The following is an 18,519-nucleotide window of genomic DNA, read 5'->3' as shown; positions in this document are numbered from 1 at the left end:
CCGGCGATCTGGGCCAGCAACACCTCCGGCCACTCCGGCGCGTACGCGTACATGCAGTCCGACGGCAACCTGGTGGTCTACTCGAGCACCGGCACCGCGCTGTGGTCCACCCACACCTCCGGTCACTCCGGCGCCTACTTCCTGGTGCAGGACGACGGCAACCTGGTGGTCTACTCGGGCAGCAGCGCCCTGTGGTCCGACGGCACCTACATGCGCTCGGCGACGATCGGCTCCGGCCAGAAGCTCAAGGGCGGTTCGTGGGTCCAGGCCAAGTACACCCGCCTGGTGATGCAGCCGGACGGCAACTTCGTCATGTACCGCAAGCGTGACGGCAAGGCGATCTGGACCAGCAACACCTACGGCCACGCCGGCGCCTACGCGTACATGCAGAGCGACGGCAACCTGGTCGTCTACTCCAGCGGCGGCAGCGCCCTGTGGTCCACCCACACCTACGGCAACTCCGGTGCGTACGCCGCGATGCAGAACGACGGCAACTTCGTCGTCTACAAGAGCACCGGCGGCCCCGGCAAGGGCGGCTCCCTGTGGGCGAGCGGCACCAACTCGTACGTGCCGTGACGTACCTGCTCTGAAAACACCGCTGGCCCGGGGGAAACCCCGGGCCAGCGGTATATGTGACGCTTGAACGTTCTCGTGCGCTGGTCTTCCAGGGCACTCCTGTGACAGCTGTGCCCCGCAATGACTGCTGATGACAATGACAACAGGTCTTCCGGGTGGGGCATGAGAACTGAACGCGGGGTTCGGCACAGTCGCCGTCGAGCCGGTCTGAAGAAACGCACGTGGGTGGCGCTGGGGGCGGTCGTCGCCGGCGGCGGCGTGGCCGTGGCGACCGTCGCCATGGCCGGTTCGCCGGGCCATGGCGGAGCGTCGGCCGCACCGGGACCGATCAAGACGCATGTCCACTCGCTGTCCCTGACCGGGAACAGCGCGTCGCTCAAGACGCTGGGGGCCCAGTCCACGGCTCCGTTCAGCATGGTGGGTGTCACCTGGAAGGGCGCGCACGCCACGCTGCGCGGCACGGTGGAGGTGCGGACCCGTTCCGCCGCCGACGGCCACTGGACACCGTGGCTGAAGATGCAGCAGCCGGACGACATCCCCGACCCCGCCGAGCTGAACCGTCCCGGTGTGCGCGGCGGGATGTCGCCCATGTGGTCGGGGCCGTCGAACGGAATCCAGGTCCGCGCGGCCGGCGCGGGCAAGGCGACCGCGCTGCCCGGCGGGCTGCGGGTGGACCTCGTCGACCCGGGCAAGCCCGCCGCCGGCGGCACGCAGGACTCCGGCATGAGCCCGGCGGCCTACGCCATGGACGCGACCGCCACCGACACCACGACGCCGACGGACAGCGTCTCCCCCACGGACAGCGTCTCTCCGACCGACAGCGTCTCCCCGACCGGCTCCGCGACGGACACCGGCTCGCCCACGGACACCGCCACCGCCACGGACTCCGCATCCGGCACGCCGTCCACCGGGACCTCCGCCTCCGACTCCGCCTCGCCGAGCGCGTCCCCGACGCCCTGGCCCAGCCAGCTTCCGTCGCTGTCCGAGGCGTACCCCTCCTGCACGACCTCCTCCGCCGGCCCCTCCCCGTCCTCGTCGCAGACCCCGCCGGACCCGATGCCGGCCGCGACCACCTCGACGGTGGCACCGCCCACCGTGGTCGACCGGGCCGGCTGGGGCGCCGACGAGTGTGCCCGGGACACCGGTTACCCCTCGTACGGCTCCACGGTGAAGGTGATGTTCGTCCACCACACGGACACCACCAACACCTACTCCTGCACGGACTCACCGGCGATCGTGCGCAGCCTCTACGCCGCGCACCTCAGCCAGGGCTGGCGCGACCTCGGCTACAACTTCCTGGTCGACAAGTGCGGCACGATCTTCGAGGGCCGCTTCGGCGGGATGGCGCTGCCGGTCGTGGGCGCCCAGACCTACGGGTTCAACACCAACAGCATGGGCGTGGCCGCCATCGGCACGTACACCGACCTCAGCAGCGGCGACTCCACGGCCAGCACCTTCCCCGGGGCCACGCCGAGCCAGGCGATGCTGGGCTCCATCGCCCGGATCGCGGCCTGGAAGTTCGGCATGACCGGCGTGGACCCGAGCACCAGCACCGCGTCGCTGCCCGAGGGCTCGTCCAACAGCTCCGGCTTCACCCTGGGCCAGAGTTACAGCTTCAGCGTGATCTCCGGGCACCGTAACGGCTTCGCCACCGACTGCCCCGGCAACCAGCTCTACAACGCCCTCGGCACGGTCCGCTCGTACGCGGCCGGCCCGGTCGGCGCGGTCTCCGTCACCGGGATGTCCGGCGGGGCGACCAAGTCCGGGACGAGCTACTACACCAGGGGCGCGGCCACGGTGAGCTGGACGACCGCCACGCCGTCCGCGGTGATCTCCGGCTTCGACGTCCTGGTCGACGGCAAGGCCGTGGCGCACGCCTCCGGCTCCGCCCGCTCCGCCGCGGTCTCGGTCGCCGCCGGCAGCCACACCGTCCAGGTGCGCGCCACCCACGTCCGCGGCACCGCCACGCTGTCCGGCTCGGTCACCCTGGTCGGCGACACCACCGCGCCCACCTTCCCGACCGCTCCCGGCGTGCAGGTGCGCACCGGCACGGTGTACTCCTCGTCGGTCCCGGTCACGGTGACGTGGAAGGCCGCCGACGACGCGGCACTGGCCAAGGTCCTGGCGACCGCGCCGTCCTCGGCCACCTTCGGGCCGACCGTGACCTCCTGGAACGCCTGGGCCAAGCCCGGCACCTCGGACCTGTTCGCCCTGAAGGCGTACGACGTGGCCGGGAACACCGGCGACGCCTCCGTCTACCGGACGCCGAACATCATCCAGGAGACCTCCACCACCCGGACCGGCAGCTGGACCCACAAGAGCAGCACCAGCTACCTGGGCGGCTACTCCTACAGCTCCTCGTCCGCCGGGGCCTCGATCAGCTGGACCTTCACCGGACGCTCGGTGGCCTGGGTCGTCTCGCGGGCCTCCACCTCGGGCCAGGCGTACATCTACGTCGACGGCACCAAGGTCTCCACGGTGGACCTGAAGTCCTCCACCACCCTCTACCGCCAGGCGATCTGGACCAAGACCTGGTCCGGCTCCGCCAAGCACACCCTGAAGATCGTCGTGGTCGGCACCTCGGGCCGCCCGACCGTCACCACCGACGGCATCATCACCATCGGCTGACCGGCTGGCCACACCTCGCACAAATGCCGCTGACCCGGGGGAAACCCCGGGTCAGCGGCATTTTGGCGGAGCCCCCTGTCGGATTCGAACCGACGACCTTCGCTTTACAAGAGCGGTGCTCTGGCCAGCTGAGCTAAGGAGGCCTGCGCGGGTGCGCCCGTGCAGTGTACCCAGGTCTGAGCCCCGTCCTGTCGAAAATTTCCGCGAAGTTCACAGGACCCGGGGTACTGACATACGGGGTGAACGCCAGGTACCGTCCTGATCCAGTTCACTCGCGTGGACTACACCAACCACCTTCCTACAACGGATCGTCCGGCACGTTCCTGCCGGTAGAAGGGGGCCCATCACCATGGCCACTGTCACGTTCGACAAGGCGACCCGGATCTACCCGGGTTCCACGAAGCCCGCCGTCGACGGTCTCGACATCGCGATCGAGGACGGCGAGTTCCTCGTCCTGGTCGGCCCGTCGGGTTGCGGAAAGTCCACCTCGCTGCGGATGCTCGCGGGGCTGGAGGACGTCAACGGCGGCGCCATCCGCATCGGTGACCGCGACGTCACGCACCTGCCGCCCAAGGACCGGGACATCGCCATGGTGTTCCAGAACTACGCCCTGTACCCGCACATGACGGTCGCCGACAACATGGGCTTCGCCCTGAAGATCGCGGGCGTCAACAAGGCGGAGATCCGGCAGAAGGTCGAGGAGGCCGCGAAGATCCTCGACCTCACCGAGTACCTGGACCGCAAGCCGAAGGCGCTCTCCGGTGGTCAGCGCCAGCGTGTCGCGATGGGCCGCGCGATCGTCCGTGAGCCGCAGGTCTTCCTCATGGACGAGCCGCTGTCCAACCTGGACGCCAAGCTCCGCGTCTCGACCCGTACGCAGATCGCGTCCCTCCAGCGCCGCCTGGGCATCACCACCGTCTACGTCACCCACGACCAGGTCGAGGCCATGACGATGGGCGACCGCGTGGCGGTCCTCAAGGACGGTCTGCTCCAGCAGGTCGACTCGCCGCGCAACATGTACGACAAGCCCGCGAACCTCTTCGTCGCCGGCTTCATCGGCTCCCCCGCCATGAACCTGATCGAGGTCCCGATCACCGACGGCGGCGTGAAGTTCGGCAACAGCGTCGTCCCCGTCAACCGCGAGGCCCTGAAGGCCGCCACCGACAAGGGCGACAAGACCGTGACCGTCGGTGTGCGCCCCGAGCACTTCGACGTGGTCGAGCACAACGGCGGCACCGCCGCGTCCCTCGCCAAGGACAGCGCCGACGCCCCCGCCGGCCTCGCCGTCTCGGTGAACGTGGTCGAGGAGACCGGCGCCGACGGCTTCGTCTACGGCACCGTCGAGGTCGGCGGTGAGAAGAAGGACCTCGTCGTCCGCGTCAACAGCCGTTCCGTCCCGGAGAAGGGCGCCACGCTGCACGTCGTGCCGCGGCCGGGCGAGACCCACGTGTTCTCCACGTCCACGGGCGAGCGCCTCTCCGACTGAGCTGCGGATTCGCGCCTGAGTTGACGAAAAGGGCCCTGCGGAGTGCCGCAGGGCCCCTTTCGCGTCGTACGCGCCCACGGATATACCCCGGCACAGCGATCAATTCGGGCGGGGCGCGTCAACCCATTACCCAGAAAACGGCGCGACCCCATCCCCCATACGAGTGACTCAATGTCGCCACATCATTACCGGGCGCTACCCTCACACGCGTGAAGCACTCCACCATCCCTCAGACGCGACGCGGCCACCGGGGCGGCCCTGCCCGCCGGGTCGGCCGCACTCTCGCCCTCGTCCTGCCCGTCGTCATGGTGCTCTCCGGGACCCTCGCGGTCACCCGGGTCAACTGGACGGGGAGCCCCTCCAGCTCGGTGCTGGCCGCCTCGGACGTCTCCTCGGCGGAGGTTTCCCAGGTGTCCTCCAGGACCGTCTCGCACGCCCCGGAGGACGTGCTCCGCGACCGGCTGATGGGCGAGCTCCAGGACCAGAACCCCGGCGTGGTCCTCACCCACCTCCAGCAGGCCGTCAACGGGCACCCGTCGCTGGCCGGCCACTGCTCCGCCATCGCCCGCGCGCTGGGCCAGGCCGCGGTGCGCATCTACGGCGCCTCGCGCGCCCAGTCCTTCGCCCGCCCGGTGTGCGACACGTCGTTCGCCTCGGGCGTGCTCGCCGCGCACAACTGAGGGCGCCGGGGGCACCGGGAGGCCGGCCCGCAGCACGGCGCTGCCGGCCGCCTCGGGCCGGGCGCCGCGTACAGTGCGGGCATGACCCATCCCAGCGCCGCGTCGCGCCCCACCCAAGCCGTGATCCTGGCCGGTGGCCAGGGCTCCCGGCTGCGCCCGTACACCGACGACCGGCCCAAGCCGATGGTCGAGATCCCCGGCACGGGCACCCCGATCATCGGCCATCAGCTGACCTGGCTCGCCGAGGAAGGCGTGACGGACGTGGTGGTCTCCTGCGGCCACCTCGCCGAGGTCCTGCAGAAGTGGCTGGACTCCGCCGACCTGCCGGTCTCCGTCACCACCGTCGTGGAGACCGAGCCCCTCGGCCGCGGCGGCGGCCTCAGGTACGCCGCCGCGCATCTCCCCCGGCCCGACCAGCCGTGGTACGCCACCAACGGTGACATCTGGACCCGCTTCTCCCTGCGGGACATGGCCGACTTCCACACCGAGCGGGACGCTGTCGCGACCTTGGCGCTGGCCCGGCCGCGTATCCCCTGGGGTGCGGTGAAGACCGACGGGTTCGGGCACATCACCGACTTCATCGAGGCCCCGCCGTCGACGTTCGAGATCAACGCCGGTGTGTACGTCTTCTCGCCCGAGTTCGCCGGGTTCCTGCCCGAGCGGGGGGATCACGAGCGGACCACGTTTCCCCACCTGGCCCGGGAGGAGAAGCTCTTCGGGTTCCCCATCCCGCAGGGGGCGTACTGGCGGGCCATCGACACGGCGAAGGATCTGACGGAGGCGGCCAAGGAGCTTGCCGCGTTGGGCCGTTGACGTAAGTCGTCGACAGCGAAGGGCCCCGCATCCTTGTGATGCGGGGCCCTTCGCTGTCGCGTGTCAGCCCAGCAGGCCGCCCACCAGGCCCGGCTGGCCGGAGGACGACGCGCCGCCGGAGCTGCTGCCCGACGGTGAGCTGCCCCCGGTCGACGCGCCGCCGGTGCTCGTCGGGCCCGCCGTCGTGCTCGGGATGCCGCCCGTCGGGGAGGAGTGGTGGCGCGGGATCTGGCCCGTGGTGCCCTGGGTCTCGCTGGGGGTCGTCGTCGTACCGCCCGCGCTCCGTGCGGCGCCCGGCGTCGTCGCCGCGCCGGACGGGCTCGCGCCGGCCGTGGCGCCCCCCGTGGGGCCCGTGGAGGCCGACGGGGTGGTGCGGTGCCGCGTGCCCGGCTCCTGCGGGAGCGGGGAGCCCGGGAGGTTGTTGCGGGGGGCCTCGCCGGGACCGGGGACGACCACGCGGCTGGAGTCGCGTACGGCGCCGCCCAGCAGGGAGCCGATGAGCAGGGTGAGGCCGACCGTGATCGTCGTGATCAGGGCGCCGCGGCGCAGGACGTAACGGCGCAGCTCCCAGATGTCGGAGCGGGGTCCGAGGCGGCGCCAGGCGCTGGCGGCGAGGCGGCCGTCCACGGAGTAGACGGGGGCGCCGGCGATGACCAGCGGGGACCAGGTGGCGAGGTAGATGATGTCGGGGGCGTCGTAGGCGGGGACCGTCTTCCAGCTGACCGTGACGATCAGGGCGGCGGAGAGCAGCGCGCCGACGACCGCGGCCACGCGCTGCCAGCAGCCGAGGACGGTCAGGACGCCGACGACCACCTGGAGGAAGGCGATGACCAGGCCGGAGCCGACCGGGTGGTGCAGGGCGAGCTGGCGCAGCGGCTCGGCCACGTCCCACGGGTGCAGGGTGTTGAGCCACTTGACCATCGAGCCGCGCTTGCCGCCGTCGAAGTAGACGGGGTCGCACAGCTTGCCCATGCCGGCGTAGATGGAGATGAAGCCGAGGAAGATGCGCAGGGGGAGGAGGACCACCCCCAGGTTCATCCGGCGGCCGGGGTAGTAGGCGTGCCGGGCCGGGTCGTCGCCCTGGCGGCGGCCTGGGCGGGCGGTGCCGTCCTCCCCGGCCTCGGCCGCGTGGCCGGCGTGGTCGTCGTAGTCGCCGTAGCCGTCGTAGGGGTCGAAGTCGGCTTCCGGGTACGGGGGTTCGTCGTAGGCGCCGGTGACCGAGCGCATGTGCGGCAGCAGGCGGGTGCCGTCGGCGGCGTCGGGGGCGGTGCGCTGGTGGCCCACGACGGGCGTCTCGACCGTGTGGTCCAGGCCGTCGTAGGTGCCGTCATAGGCGTCGCCGTAGCCGGTCCCGACGCGCGGGATGACCTGGGTGGCGCCGGCCTCGGGCTCCTCGGCCTGGCGGACGCTGCCCCGCACGGCCTGGAGGAGCCGGTGCGCGCCGGTGTCGTCGGGGGCGGACTTGCCGCTCCACACGACAGGGCGGCGGCGGCCGGCGGCGGCGCCCGCCCGGCCCGCCGTGCCCACGACGGGCATCCGGGCGGTGTCCGGGGCGGCGCTCGGATGCCGGTCGATCCGCGGGGATGGGGTGCGCTTGGCCGACGCGCCCAGCTGCACGCGGAAGCTGGCGTGATTGACGATGACCTGCGCCGGATCGCTCGGCACCTTCACCATGCTCAGCGCGGGAGCCTCGTCGAGCCCGGCACCGAATCCGGAGCCGAATCCCGACGAGCGTCCCCCCGTGGGAGTGCGGGGTGTTCTGGTGTCCACACTCATCTAACCGAGTGACGTGGAGTTAGGACACTGCTTTGACCGGGCGGATGTGTCCGGACCCCGTCAAAGCCGTCTCGAACACCCCACGAGCCCCGGAATTAACCCGTAAGGGTGAAGTTCCGGACGAGTGTTCAGCCCCGTCGGCGCGCCATGCCGTCAGCTCCGCCTGCGCGCCGCCTCGTACAGCACGATGCCCGCCGCCACACCGGCGTTGAGCGACTCGGCGCCACCCGGCATCGGAATGCGGACCCGGAAGTCGCAGGTCTCGCCGACCAGGCGGGACAGGCCCTTGCCCTCGCTGCCGACCACGATGACGACCGGGCCGTCCAGGGCCTCCAGCTCGCCGAGTTCGACCTCGCCGTCCGCCGCCAGGCCGACCACCGTGACGCCGGCCTTCTTGTACTGCTCCAGGGCGCGGGTGAGGTTGGTGGCGCGGGCGACCGGGGTACGGGCGGCCGTACCGGCGGAGGTCTTCCAGGCACCGGCGGTCATGCCGGCCGAGCGGCGCTCGGGCACGACGACGCCATGGCCGCCGAAGGCGGAGACGGAGCGGACGACCGCGCCGAGGTTGCGCGGGTCGGTGACCCCGTCGAGGGCGACCACCAGCGGGTCCTCGCCCTCGTCGGCCGCCGCGTCGAGCAGGTCCTCGGGGTGCGCGTACTCGTACGGCGGGACCTGCAGGACGAGGCCCTGGTGGTTGAGGCCGTTGGTCATGCGGTCCAGCTCGGGGCGCGGGGCCTCCATCAGGTTGATGCCGCCGCGCTCGGCGGCGAGCTGGAGGGCCTCGCGGACGCGCTCGTCGTTGTCGATGAACTGCTGGACGTAGAGGGTGGAGGCCGGTACGCCCTCGCGCAGCGCCTCGACCACCGGGTTACGGCCGACGACCAGCTCGGCGGTCGACTTGCCGCCGCCCCGGCGCGCCTGCGGGCGGCCCTGCGCGCGGCGGGTCTTGGCCGCGGCGGCGCGCTGCTTGGCGTGGCCCTTGCGCATCTCGGCGGGCGGGGTCGGGCCCTTGCCCTCCAGGCCCCGGCGCCGCTTGCCGCCGCTGCCGACCTGCGCGCCCTTCTTGCCGGACATGCGGCGGTTGTTCGCGGCCATGAGTTACTCGTCTCCGTTGAACTTCGTACGTACGTCTTATGCAGTGTGCCGCCCGGGGGGCCGGGCGGCACACTCGATCTTCGGGTCGGGGGCTAGGCCTTGAGGCTCCAGCGCGGGCCCTGCGGGCTGTCCTCGATGGCGAGGCCGGACTGGGAGAGCTGGTCGCGGATGGCGTCGGCGGTCGCCCAGTCCTTGCGGGCGCGGGCGGACTCGCGCTGGTCGAGGACGAGGCGGACGAGGCTGTCGACCACGCCGTGCAGGTCCTCACCCTGGTCGGACTCCGCCGCCCACTGCTCGTCGAGGGGGTCGAGGCCGAGGACGCCGAGCATGGCCCGTACCTCGGCGAGCCGGGCGACGGCGGCCTCCTTGTCGTCGGCGGCCAGCGCGCTGTTGCCCTGCCGGACCGTGGTGTGCACGATCGCGAGGGCCTGCGGGACGCCCAGGTCGTCGTCCATCGCCTCGGCGAAGGCGGGCGGGACCTCGGCGGCCGGCTCCACGGTCTTCCCGACCAGCTCGATGACGCGCTGCACGAAGCCCTCGATCCGCGCGAACGCCGACTCGGCCTCGCGCAGCGACTCCTCGCTGTACTCGATCATCGAGCGGTAGTGCGGGGTGCCCAGGTAGTAGCGGAGCACGACGGGCCGCCACCGCTTGGTCATCTCGCTCACGAGCACGGAGTTGCCGAGCGACTTGGCCATCTTCTCGCCGGCGATGGTCACCCAGGCGTTGTGCAGCCAGTACCGGGCGAAGTCGTCGCCGTAGGCCTTGGCCTGGGCGATCTCGTTCTCGTGGTGCGGGAAGATCAGGTCGATGCCGCCGCCGTGGATGTCGAAGGCGGTGCCCAGGTACTTGTGCGCCATGGCCGAGCACTCCAGGTGCCAGCCGGGGCGGCCGTCTCCCCACGGGGTCGGCCAGGTCGGCTCGCCGGGCTTGGCGGACTTCCACATGGCGAAGTCGCGTTCGTCCCGCTTGCCGGTCTCGCCCTCGCCGGACGGCTGACGCAGATTGTCCAGCTCCTGCCGGGACAGCTGGAGGTACTCCGGGAAGGACCGCACGTCGAAGTAGACGTTGCCGTCGGCCTCGTAGGCGTGCCCGCGCTCGATGAGCCGCTGCATCATCTCGACCATCTCGGTGACATGGCCGGTGGCGCGCGGCTCGTAGGTCGGCGGGAGGCACCCGAGGGCGTTGTACCCCTCGTTGAAGGCGCGCTCGTTCTCGTACCCGATCGACCACCAGGGCCGGCCCTGCTCATGGGCCTTGGCGATGATCTTGTCGTCGATGTCCGTGACGTTCCGGATGAACGTCACGTCATAGCCGCGGTACGTGAACCAGCGGCGCATGATGTCGAAGTTGAGGTACGAGCGGACGTGCCCGATGTGCGGTGCCGCCTGCACGGTGGCGCCACACAGGTAGATCGAGACACAACCCGGCTTGAGCGGGGTGAAGTCACGGATCTGCCGGGCGCTGGTGTCGTACAGGCGAATAGTCACCACTCCAGGGTAGTGGGCGCGGAGTGATGCCTTGTGCCTCTTGGCTCAGAACAATCCGGCTCAGAACATTCCCACGATCTTCTCCGGGGTGATCCTGACGACGACGCGGGCGGCGTCATCGGCGGAGGCCGGGTTGAACTCCGCGTACTTCTTGCCGGTGTACTTCCTCGACAGTTCGTCGATCAGTTCGTTGGCGCCCTGGGTGGTGAACTCCGCGGTGCCCCGGATCTCGCCGTAGACGTAAGGGGTCTCGGGGTCCTGGACGATGACGCTCACCCGGGGGTCGCGGTCGAGGTTCTTCTTCTTGCGGCGGTCGACGGTCGTGGAGAACAGGATCTGGTCGCCGTCCCGCTTCACCCACACCGGAGACATCTGGGGGCGGCCGTCGGGCTGGATCGTGCCCACCACGATGAAGACGGGACCGTCGAGCAGGGACTTGAGCCGGTCGGGCAGGGTGGCGGGCATGGGGTACCTCCTCGGTCGACGGTGACTCTCCGGGTACCCTCGCACGCTCTCGGCACACGCGCATCGCGAGCGCCGCCGTCAGGCCGTACGGACCACCAGGGCCGTCGCGATCGCCATCAGTCCCTCGTCGCGGCCCGGGAAGCCGAGGCCGTCCGTCGTCGCGCCGGAGACGGAGACGGGGGCGCCGGCCGCCGCGGAGAGGATCTTCTGGGCCTCGGCGCGCCGCTTGCCGATCTTCGGGCGGGGGCCGATCACCTGGACGGCGATGTTGCCGACGGTGAAGCCCGCCGCGCGGACGATCCGGGCGGCCTCGGTGAGCAGCGTGACCCCAGAGGCGCCCGACCACTCGGGCCGGCCGGTGCCGAAGTGCTGCCCCAGGTCACCGAGCCCGGCGGCGGAGAAGAGGGCGTTGCAGGCCGCGTGCGCGACGACGTCGGCGTCGGAGTGGCCGGCCAGCCCGGGCCCCTCGTCCTCCCACTTCAGGCCCGCGCACCACAGCTCGCGGCCCTCCTCGAAGGCATGGATGTCGGTGCCGATGCCGACCTGCGGCAGGGGCAGCACGAAGCCGGCCTCAGAATCCATCGTTCAGCCTCCTGCGGGCCAGGACCGCCTCGGCGAGGACCAGGTCGAGGGGGCGGGTGACCTTGAAGGCCTCCTCGTGGCCGGGGACGGTCACCACCCGCAGGCCGAGCTGTTCGACCATGCTCGCGTCGTCCGTCACGTCGTCCGTGACGGTCTCGTGCGCGCGGACCAGGGTCGCGCGGTCGAAGCCCTGCGGTGTCTGGACGGCGCGGAGCCGGGCCCGCACCGGGGTGGCGACGACCGGCTCGGGGGCGCCGGGCACGGCGGCCGGCTCGACCTCCTTGACGGTGTCGGCCAGCGGCAGCGCGGGGACGACGGCGGGCGCGCCCTCGCGGACGGCCTCGATGACCCCGTCGACCGTGTCGACGGGGACGAGCGGGCGGGCCGCGTCGTGCACGAGGACGACGCCGTACTCCGGCGGTACGGCGTCCAGGCCCAGCCTGACCGACTCCTGGCGGGTCTCCCCGCCCGGCACCACCAGGAAGTCCGTCCTCCCCCAGCTACCGCTGGGGGTGCCTCCAGGCAGGGCATGCGCGTCGAGCAGCGACTTGACCTCGGCGGCGCCGTCGGGCGGGGCGACGACGATCACCAGGGAGACATGGCGGGACGCGGCGAGCGCGCGGACCGCGTGGATGAGCATGGGCGTGCCGTTCAGCGCGCGCAGCGCCTTGGGGGCGCCCGGACCGAGGCGTACGCCCCGGCCGGCGGCGGGAATCACGGCTGCGACGGGGGTCTGCGCAGGTGAGGGGCGCGATTCGTCAGACATCGGTTCCTGTCAGGTTTGTGTGCTCGACCTAGGTGGGTATGGCCTGGAGGAGTGCCGGGCGCGACGCCTTGACCGGACCCTTCCGTGACCCCGGTCGAGGCCAACTGCCCGGGCCCGGCACATCAAGTATCGGGGGACGCGTCCACTGACTTCCCCGACGTACACGCGCACACGTCGCCGCGCACGCCCGCGGGGACGAACATGCCGCAGCGCCCGGCGACAGGATCCGACAGGGTCAGTGTCGGATCAGTGTCATCGGGCACCGCGGCATTTCACTGTGCTGAGCGTGCCGGCAGCGAGAGGTCGCCGCCCACGGCGCGTGTCAGGAGGCGAGCACCTCGTCGAGCAGGGCCTCGGCCTTGTCCTCGTTGGTGTTCTCCGCGAGAGCGAGCTCGCTCACCAGGATCTGGCGGGCCTTGGCGAGCATGCGCTTCTCACCGGCGGACAGTCCGCGCTCGCGCTCGCGACGCCACAGGTCACGCACGACTTCCGCGACCTTGATGACATCGCCGGAGGCGAGCTTCTCCAGGTTTGCCTTGTAACGACGAGACCAGTTCGTGGGCTCCTCGGCGTACGGCGCGCGCAGCACCTCGAAGACCCGGTCCAGCCCATCCTGACCGACCACATCACGCACGCCCACGAACTCAGCATTGTCCGCTGGCACACGCACCGTCAGGTCACCCTGGGCGACCTTCAGCACCAAGTAGGTCTTGTCCACGCCTTTGATCTGGCGAGTTTCGATGGCCTCGATCAGCGCGGCCCCGTGATGGGGATAGACCACGGTGTCGCCAACCTTGAACGTCATGTGACAGGTACCCCTTCCGTGGCTATCCAGGGTAACACGGATACGGCGTCTTCTGAATGGCGTTTTCGCAGGTCAGGGCATATCTCGGGGCTTGACAACAGCGACAGGAACGTGCTTCGAGAGGTCTGCGGAAGCGGGTATTCGCAGGTCGGAGGGGCTCTTCGGGCGGGGAGAAACGCGTACGTTACACACCCCGAGCGCCCTCGCCAAGTGGCTTAACGTCCCGATTTGTCCTGTTCCAAGCGTACGACTTGCGCTACTCCGTTCGATGCGTGGTCGTGGATCCGCAGGCGGATGTGACACGAATCCGAAATTGATCAACGCCTGGTACGGAGGGGTCCCCGGTGATCAATATCGAGGACGGCCCGCGGGGACGGTCTTGCATTCCTTCACACAGATTTTGCGCGCGGTTATACGAATGGCGGACGAGGGCTCGTTCAAAGTGACTCAAGAGCCACTTGTGACTGGAGTGACGACAGGGCGCGCAGTACCCCCAGCCGGAGGCAAGCCGGACGCTTGGGGAGGGTCGGGTGCGGTGGCGTGGGAACGGCTCGGTAACCTAAGCCCGCTGACAGACACTTAGGGTGGCTTTATAAGGGGAGCCGCCCGCGCGTTCAAGGAGTTGCCGCCGCCGTGAGCAGCAGCCTTCGACGCGGCGCCCTCGCCGCCTCCGCCATCGCCTTCTCGATCGCCTCGCTCGCCGCCTGTGGCGCCGGAAACGACTCACAGACCCTGGGAATCAAGCCCGACAACGCGGCGACCGCCGTCGGCAACATCAAGGTCCAGAACGCCCTGATCATCACCCAGCCGGACCCGCAGTCCACCGGGCCGGCCGTGATCTCCGCGACCCTGTTCAACCAGGGCTCCTCGGACGAGACCCTCCAGTCCATCTCCCTCCCGGGCACGAGCGGGTCGGTCACGCTGACCGCCCCCAAGGGCCAGAGCCTGACCGTCCCGGCGCACGGCTCCCTGCTCCTCGGCGGCAAGAACAACGCCTCTGCGGAGCTGCCCAGCGGTCGTCAGGCGGTCCAGGACGGCAACGTCCAGAAGGTCACCTTCACCTTCAGCCAGACCGGCCCGGTGAGCCTGGACGCCTTCGTGGTCCCGGCCACCAGCTACTTCGACAAGTGGGGCCCGAGCACCATCCCGTCCGCCCCGGCCACCCCGTCCGGCGCCCCGGGCGCGTCCGCGTCCACCAGCGGCAAGCCGGCCAAGGGCAAGGGCAAGGACAAGGGCGGCAAGGCCACCCCGTCCTCCGGCGCGAGCGAGTCCGCGTCCACCGGCACCACCCCGACCGGCTCCGCGTCCCAGTCGCCCGCCGGCCACTGAGCAGTCGTACACACGAGGGCGGCACCCCTGCCGGGGGTGCCGCCCTTCGTCGTGCGCGCCACGAGCCGTACGTACGGCTTACGGCTCGAACTTGTACCCCAGCCCCCGGACCGTCACCAGGTACCGAGGGGCGCCCGGGTCCGGTTCGATCTTGGCGCGGAGGCGCTTGACGTGGACGTCGAGGGTCTTGGTGTCGCCCACGTAGTCGGCGCCCCAGACGCGGTCGATCAGCTGCATGCGGGTCAGGACGCGGCCCGCGTTGCGCAGGAGCATCTCCAGGAGGTCGAACTCCTTCAGGGGGAGGTCGACCTTGGAGCCGGCCACCGTCACCACGTGGCGGTCGACGTCCATGCGGACCGGGCCCGCCTCCAGCGCGGCCGGGGTGACCTCCTCCGGCTCGCCACGGCGGCGCAGCACCGCGCGGATACGGGCCACCAGCTCGCGGGACGAGAAGGGCTTGGTGACGTAGTCGTCGGCTCCTATTTCGAGGCCCACGACCTTGTCGATCTCGCTGTCCTTGGCGGTCACCATGATCACGGGGACGTTGGAGCGGCCGCGCAGCTGGCGGCACACCTCCGTGCCGGGCAGGCCCGGCAGCATCAGGTCGAGGAGGACGAGGTCGGCGCCGTTGCGCTCGAACTCGTCGAGTCCGTCGGGCCCGGTGGCCGCGACGGCGACCTCGAAGCCCTCCTTGCGGAGCATGTACGACAGGGCGTCGGAGAAGGACTCCTCGTCCTCGACGACGAGCACTCGGGTCACGGAAGGACCTCCGGGGCGGGAAGCGGTTCGTACGGGGATGACTCGGTGGGGTGACCGGCCTCGTCGTCGAGGTCGGGGTCGGGGTGCTGCGCGGCACGGTCGCGGGCCATGCCCGCCTCCGGCAGTCTGAGGGTGAACGTGGAGCCCTGGCCTTCGGCGCTCCAGACCGTGACCTCCCCGCCGTGCGAGGCGGCCACGTGCTTGACGATCGCGAGCCCCAGACCGGTGCCGCCGGTCTGGCGGGAGCGGGCGGGGTCGACGCGGTAGAAGCGCTCGAAGATGCGGTCCTTGTCCTTGTCGGAGATGCCGATGCCCTGGTCCGTGACGGCCAGCTCGATCAAGTCGCCGCCGGGGGCGTTGACCCGGCGGGCCGCTATGCCGACGCGGGTGCGGGCCGGGGAGTAGTTCACGGCGTTCTCGACGAGGTTGCCGAGGGCGGCGGCCAGCTGGCCGCGGTTGCCCCAGACATGCAGATCGGCCGTGCCCCCGGCGGCCATGGTGATCTGCTTCGTACCGGCCTGGTGGCGGCAGCGGTCCATGGCCTCGGCGACGAGCTCGTCCACGCGGACCGGCTCGGCGTCCTCCAGCGGATCGTCGTTCTGCACGCGGGACAGGTCGATGAGCTCCTGGACCAGGTTGGTCAGCCGGGTGGCCTCGATCTGCATGCGGCCCGCGAAGCGCTGGACGGCCTCGGGGTCGTCGGAGGCGTCCATGACGGCCTCGGAGAGGAGGGACAGCGCGCCGACGGGCGTCTTCAGCTCATGGCTGACGTTCGCCACGAAGTCGCGTCGTACCGCCTCGATCCTGCGGGCCTCGGTCAGGTCCTCGACCAGCAGCAGGACCAGGCGGGAGCCGAGCGGGGCCACGCGCGCGGAGACGGCGAGGGCCTCGCCCCGTCCGGTGCCGCGTCGCGGCAGGTCCAGCTCGACCTGGCGTATCTCGCCGTCGCGTCTCGTGTCCCTGGCCATCTGGAGCATGGGCTCTACGGCGAGCTTGCCGCCGCGGACCAGCCCGAGGGCGTAGGCGGCCGAGCTGGCCTTGACGACGGCGTCGGCCTCGTCGAGGACGACGGCCGAGGAGCGGAGCACGGACAGTACGGTGTCCACGCCGGGCGGGAGTACGGGATCGGTGTGCAAGGAAGTCCTGGTCGGTCGCTTCTGGTCGCGTTCGCTCCAGCGGAACGCCAGCATGGCGATGACACCGGTGAGCACCCCGGCGATCGCTGCCGCTGCGGCGACCGCCGCGTTCACGTCCATGCATCCAGGTTAAGCAGCGGGTACGACATACCCACAGCCGTCCAAGGGCGACCTCGGACACTCGTCGCCCAGAGTTCACCTTGGAGCCAGTATTGGTTCATTTGGGGTGGCAGAAACGGACGCGTCCGGGGCAGAACGTGGGAGCGTGGGGACCAAGCACACCTATGAGAGGGAACCCTGATGCGGGACGCGTACCACGAGGAACTTGATTCGATCGGCGACGGTCTTGTGGAGATGGCCCGGCTGGTCGGGTCGGCGATCGGGCGCGCCACGACCGCCATCCTGGACGCCGACCTGAAGCTCGCCGAGAGCGTCATCGAGGCTGACCAGAAGGTCGACGAGCTGCAGCACGACCTGGAGGCCCGGGCGATAGCCCTGCTGGCCCGGCAGCAGCCGGTGGCGACCGACCTCCGTATCGTCGTCACGTCGCTGCGCATGTCCGCGGACCTGGAGCGCTCCGGCGACCTCGCACAGCACGTGGCGAAGCTGGCCCGGCTGCGCTTCCCCGAGCGCGCGGTCCCGAACGACCTGCACGCGACCATCCTGGAGATGGGTCAGCTCGCGCAGCGCCTGATGGCGAAGGCGGCCGAGGTGATCATCACGAAGGACGTCGACCTCGCGATGCAGCTGGAGCAGGACGACGACGAGATGGACCTGCTGCACCGCACGCTCTTCCAGCACCTGATCGACGAGCGCTGGAAGCACGGCATCGAGACGGCGGTGGACGTCACGCTGCTCGGCCGCTACTACGAGCGCTACGCCGACCACGCCGTCGCGGTCGCCAAGCGCGTCGTCTACCTGGTCACCGGCGAGCACGCGGACGAGCTCCAGGCGGACATCCAGCCGGTGACGGGCATCGAGGGCGCATAACCCTCCGGGGCGGCTACGCGGGCGCGGGGGCGCCACCGTGCGCCGTTGATGCGCCCTGAGTGGCGGGCATGAAATAGGCGAGGGCGTCTCTGCCCAAGCGTCTAGGAGGGACCCATGGCCGAATCCCCCAGCACCACGCCCAACCCCACGCAGGAGCGCGAGACCGACCAGCCCGCCGAGACCAGGAGCCTTCCGCTGTTCGGCGCATGCGGCTGCGGCTCGGGCTGCGGCTGCGGGTGCCAGTCGGGCAACCCCTGCCAGTGCGGCTGACGAACCACACGGAAACAGGCGCGAACACCCGGGGCCGGTGTGAACACACTTCACACCGGCCCTCTCGCATGGTGATCGTCAGGGGTTACTTCTTCTTGCCCTGGTTCTTGACCGCCTCGATCGCCGCCGCGGCCGCCTCGGGGTCGAGGTAGGTGCCGCCGGGGGTGACCGGCTTGAAGTTCTCGTCCAGTTCGTAGGACAGCGGGATGCCCGTCGGGATGTTCAGGCCCGCGATGTCCGCGTCGGAGATGCCGTCCAGGTGCTTGACCAGGGCGCGCAGGCTGTTGCCGTGGGCGGCGACCAGGACCGTGCGGCCGGCCAGGAGGTCGGGGACGATGCCGTCGTACCAGTAGGGGAGCATCCGGACGACGACGTCCTTCAGGCACTCGGTGTTCGGGCGCAGCTCCGGCGGGATGGAGGCGTAGCGCGGGTCGTGGGCCTGGGAGAACTCGGAGTCGTCGGCCAGCGGCGGGGGCGGGGTGTCGTAGGAGCGGCGCCAGAGCATGAACTGCTCCTCGCCGAACTCCGCGAGGGTCTGCGCCTTGTCCTTGCCCTGGAGAGCGCCGTAGTGGCGCTCGTTCAGGCGCCAGCTGCGGTGGACCGGGATCCAGTGGCGGTCCGCGGCCTCGAGGGCCAGCTGGGCCGTGCGGATCGCGCGCTTCTGCAGGGACGTGTGGACCACGTCGGGGAGAAGGTCGGCGTCCTTCAGGAGCTCGCCACCGCGGACTGCCTCCTTCTCGCCCTTCTCGTTGAGGTTGACGTCCACCCAGCCGGTGAACAGGTTCTTCGCGTTCCACTCGCTCTCGCCGTGACGGAGGAGGATCAGCTTGTACGGTGCGTCGGCCATGGGAAAGAGCGTAATCCACGCGTTCG

General features: G+C 70.6%; 17 protein-coding genes and 1 tRNA gene. 7 read left to right on the top strand and 11 right to left on the bottom strand.

What is annotated here, in order from left to right; genetic code table 11:
- Window positions 1-801: 801 nt before the first annotated feature.
- A complete protein-coding gene (locus ACH47Z_RS23485; protein ID WP_399076675.1) occupies window positions 802-3,204 on the top strand; it encodes an N-acetylmuramoyl-L-alanine amidase in 2,403 nt (800 codons plus the stop codon).
- A 69-nt stretch (window positions 3,205-3,273) separates the two neighbouring features.
- Here ACH47Z_RS23485 and ACH47Z_RS23480 read toward each other — a convergent pair.
- Window positions 3,274-3,347 (bottom strand) — tRNA-Thr (locus tag ACH47Z_RS23480).
- Window positions 3,348-3,553: 206 nt separating this feature from the next.
- Here ACH47Z_RS23480 and msiK point away from each other — a divergent pair.
- The 3 genes from msiK to ACH47Z_RS23465 all read left to right on the top strand — a co-directional run bounded on the left by msiK (window position 3,554) and on the right by ACH47Z_RS23465 (window position 6,183).
- The gene (gene msiK / locus ACH47Z_RS23475; protein WP_399076673.1) at window positions 3,554-4,690 is read left to right on the top strand and encodes a diacetylchitobiose ABC transporter ATP-binding protein MsiK; all 1,137 of its coding nucleotides are present in this window, start codon (window positions 3,554-3,556) and stop codon (window positions 4,688-4,690) included.
- A gap of 209 nt (window positions 4,691-4,899) precedes the next feature.
- Window positions 4,900-5,370 carry a hypothetical protein gene (locus tag ACH47Z_RS23470; RefSeq protein ID WP_399076671.1) on the top strand — a complete coding sequence of 157 codons (471 nt, stop codon included), beginning with the start codon at window positions 4,900-4,902 and terminating at the stop codon, window positions 5,368-5,370.
- Window positions 5,371-5,451: 81 nt separating this feature from the next.
- Window positions 5,452-6,183, top strand: coding sequence for an NDP-sugar synthase (locus tag ACH47Z_RS23465; protein ID WP_399076669.1), 732 nt, complete (start codon window positions 5,452-5,454; stop codon window positions 6,181-6,183).
- A gap of 63 nt (window positions 6,184-6,246) precedes the next feature.
- Here ACH47Z_RS23465 and ACH47Z_RS23460 read toward each other — a convergent pair whose 3' ends face one another.
- The 7 genes from ACH47Z_RS23460 to ACH47Z_RS23430 form a co-directional block, all read right to left on the bottom strand.
- Entirely contained in the window at window positions 6,247-7,959 is a 1,713-nt protein-coding gene (locus tag ACH47Z_RS23460; protein WP_399076667.1) for a DoxX family membrane protein, read from the bottom strand.
- 153 nt (window positions 7,960-8,112) lie between these two features.
- Window positions 8,113-9,054, bottom strand: a complete 942-nt coding sequence (gene rlmB / locus ACH47Z_RS23455) for a 23S rRNA (guanosine(2251)-2'-O)-methyltransferase RlmB (RefSeq protein WP_399076665.1) — start codon at window positions 9,052-9,054, stop codon at window positions 8,113-8,115.
- Window positions 9,055-9,146: 92 nt separating this feature from the next.
- Window positions 9,147-10,544 carry a cysteine--tRNA ligase gene (gene cysS, locus ACH47Z_RS23450; protein WP_399076663.1) on the bottom strand — a complete coding sequence of 466 codons (1,398 nt, stop codon included), beginning with the start codon at window positions 10,542-10,544 and terminating at the stop codon, window positions 9,147-9,149.
- Between the two features lie 60 nt (window positions 10,545-10,604).
- Window positions 10,605-11,009, bottom strand: coding sequence for a PPOX class F420-dependent oxidoreductase (locus ACH47Z_RS23445; protein ID WP_399076661.1), 405 nt, complete (start codon window positions 11,007-11,009; stop codon window positions 10,605-10,607).
- A 78-nt stretch (window positions 11,010-11,087) separates the two neighbouring features.
- Window positions 11,088-11,591: a 2-C-methyl-D-erythritol 2,4-cyclodiphosphate synthase gene (ispF, locus tag ACH47Z_RS23440; RefSeq protein ID WP_399076659.1), complete on the bottom strand. Its 504-nt coding sequence runs from the start codon at window positions 11,589-11,591 to the stop codon at window positions 11,088-11,090.
- Window positions 11,581-12,357 (bottom strand): 2-C-methyl-D-erythritol 4-phosphate cytidylyltransferase, encoded by a 777-nt coding sequence (gene ispD, locus ACH47Z_RS23435; protein ID WP_399076656.1) that lies wholly within the window; start codon window positions 12,355-12,357, stop codon window positions 11,581-11,583. The genes ispF and ispD overlap by 11 nt, the downstream gene beginning before the upstream one ends.
- Before the next feature lie 322 nt (window positions 12,358-12,679).
- Window positions 12,680-13,162, bottom strand: coding sequence for a CarD family transcriptional regulator (locus ACH47Z_RS23430; protein ID WP_003953493.1), 483 nt, complete (start codon window positions 13,160-13,162; stop codon window positions 12,680-12,682).
- Between the two features lie 633 nt (window positions 13,163-13,795).
- Here ACH47Z_RS23430 and ACH47Z_RS23425 point away from each other — a divergent pair.
- Entirely contained in the window at window positions 13,796-14,491 is a 696-nt protein-coding gene (locus ACH47Z_RS23425) for a DUF461 domain-containing protein (RefSeq protein ID WP_399076653.1), read from the top strand.
- 78 nt (window positions 14,492-14,569) lie between these two features.
- Here ACH47Z_RS23425 and ACH47Z_RS23420 read toward each other — a convergent pair whose 3' ends face one another.
- Window positions 14,570-15,250, bottom strand: coding sequence for a response regulator transcription factor (locus ACH47Z_RS23420; RefSeq protein WP_030342036.1), 681 nt, complete (start codon window positions 15,248-15,250; stop codon window positions 14,570-14,572).
- The gene (locus ACH47Z_RS23415) at window positions 15,247-16,506 is read right to left on the bottom strand and encodes a sensor histidine kinase (RefSeq protein WP_399076651.1); all 1,260 of its coding nucleotides are present in this window, start codon (window positions 16,504-16,506) and stop codon (window positions 15,247-15,249) included. The genes ACH47Z_RS23420 and ACH47Z_RS23415 overlap by 4 nt, the downstream gene beginning before the upstream one ends.
- A gap of 180 nt (window positions 16,507-16,686) precedes the next feature.
- On the opposite strand from ACH47Z_RS23415, the gene phoU reads away from it, so the two are divergent.
- Both phoU and ACH47Z_RS23405 read left to right on the top strand, forming a co-directional pair.
- Window positions 16,687-17,376: a phosphate signaling complex protein PhoU gene (phoU, locus tag ACH47Z_RS23410; RefSeq protein WP_399076649.1), complete on the top strand. Its 690-nt coding sequence runs from the start codon at window positions 16,687-16,689 to the stop codon at window positions 17,374-17,376.
- A gap of 114 nt (window positions 17,377-17,490) precedes the next feature.
- Window positions 17,491-17,646, top strand: a complete 156-nt coding sequence (locus tag ACH47Z_RS23405; protein ID WP_399076646.1) for a hypothetical protein — start codon at window positions 17,491-17,493, stop codon at window positions 17,644-17,646.
- An 85-nt stretch (window positions 17,647-17,731) separates the two neighbouring features.
- On the opposite strand, the gene ACH47Z_RS23400 is transcribed toward ACH47Z_RS23405, so the two are convergent.
- Window positions 17,732-18,493: a phosphoglyceromutase gene (locus ACH47Z_RS23400; protein WP_399076642.1), complete on the bottom strand. Its 762-nt coding sequence runs from the start codon at window positions 18,491-18,493 to the stop codon at window positions 17,732-17,734.
- Window positions 18,494-18,519 lie beyond the last annotated feature (26 nt).

The organism is Streptomyces sp. NPDC020192, from assembly GCF_044388685.1.
Lineage (GTDB): Bacteria > Actinomycetota > Actinomycetes > Streptomycetales > Streptomycetaceae > Streptomyces.
The sequence above is the reverse complement of the archived record's forward strand: the minus strand, read 5'-3'. Positions and strand labels throughout refer to the sequence as shown.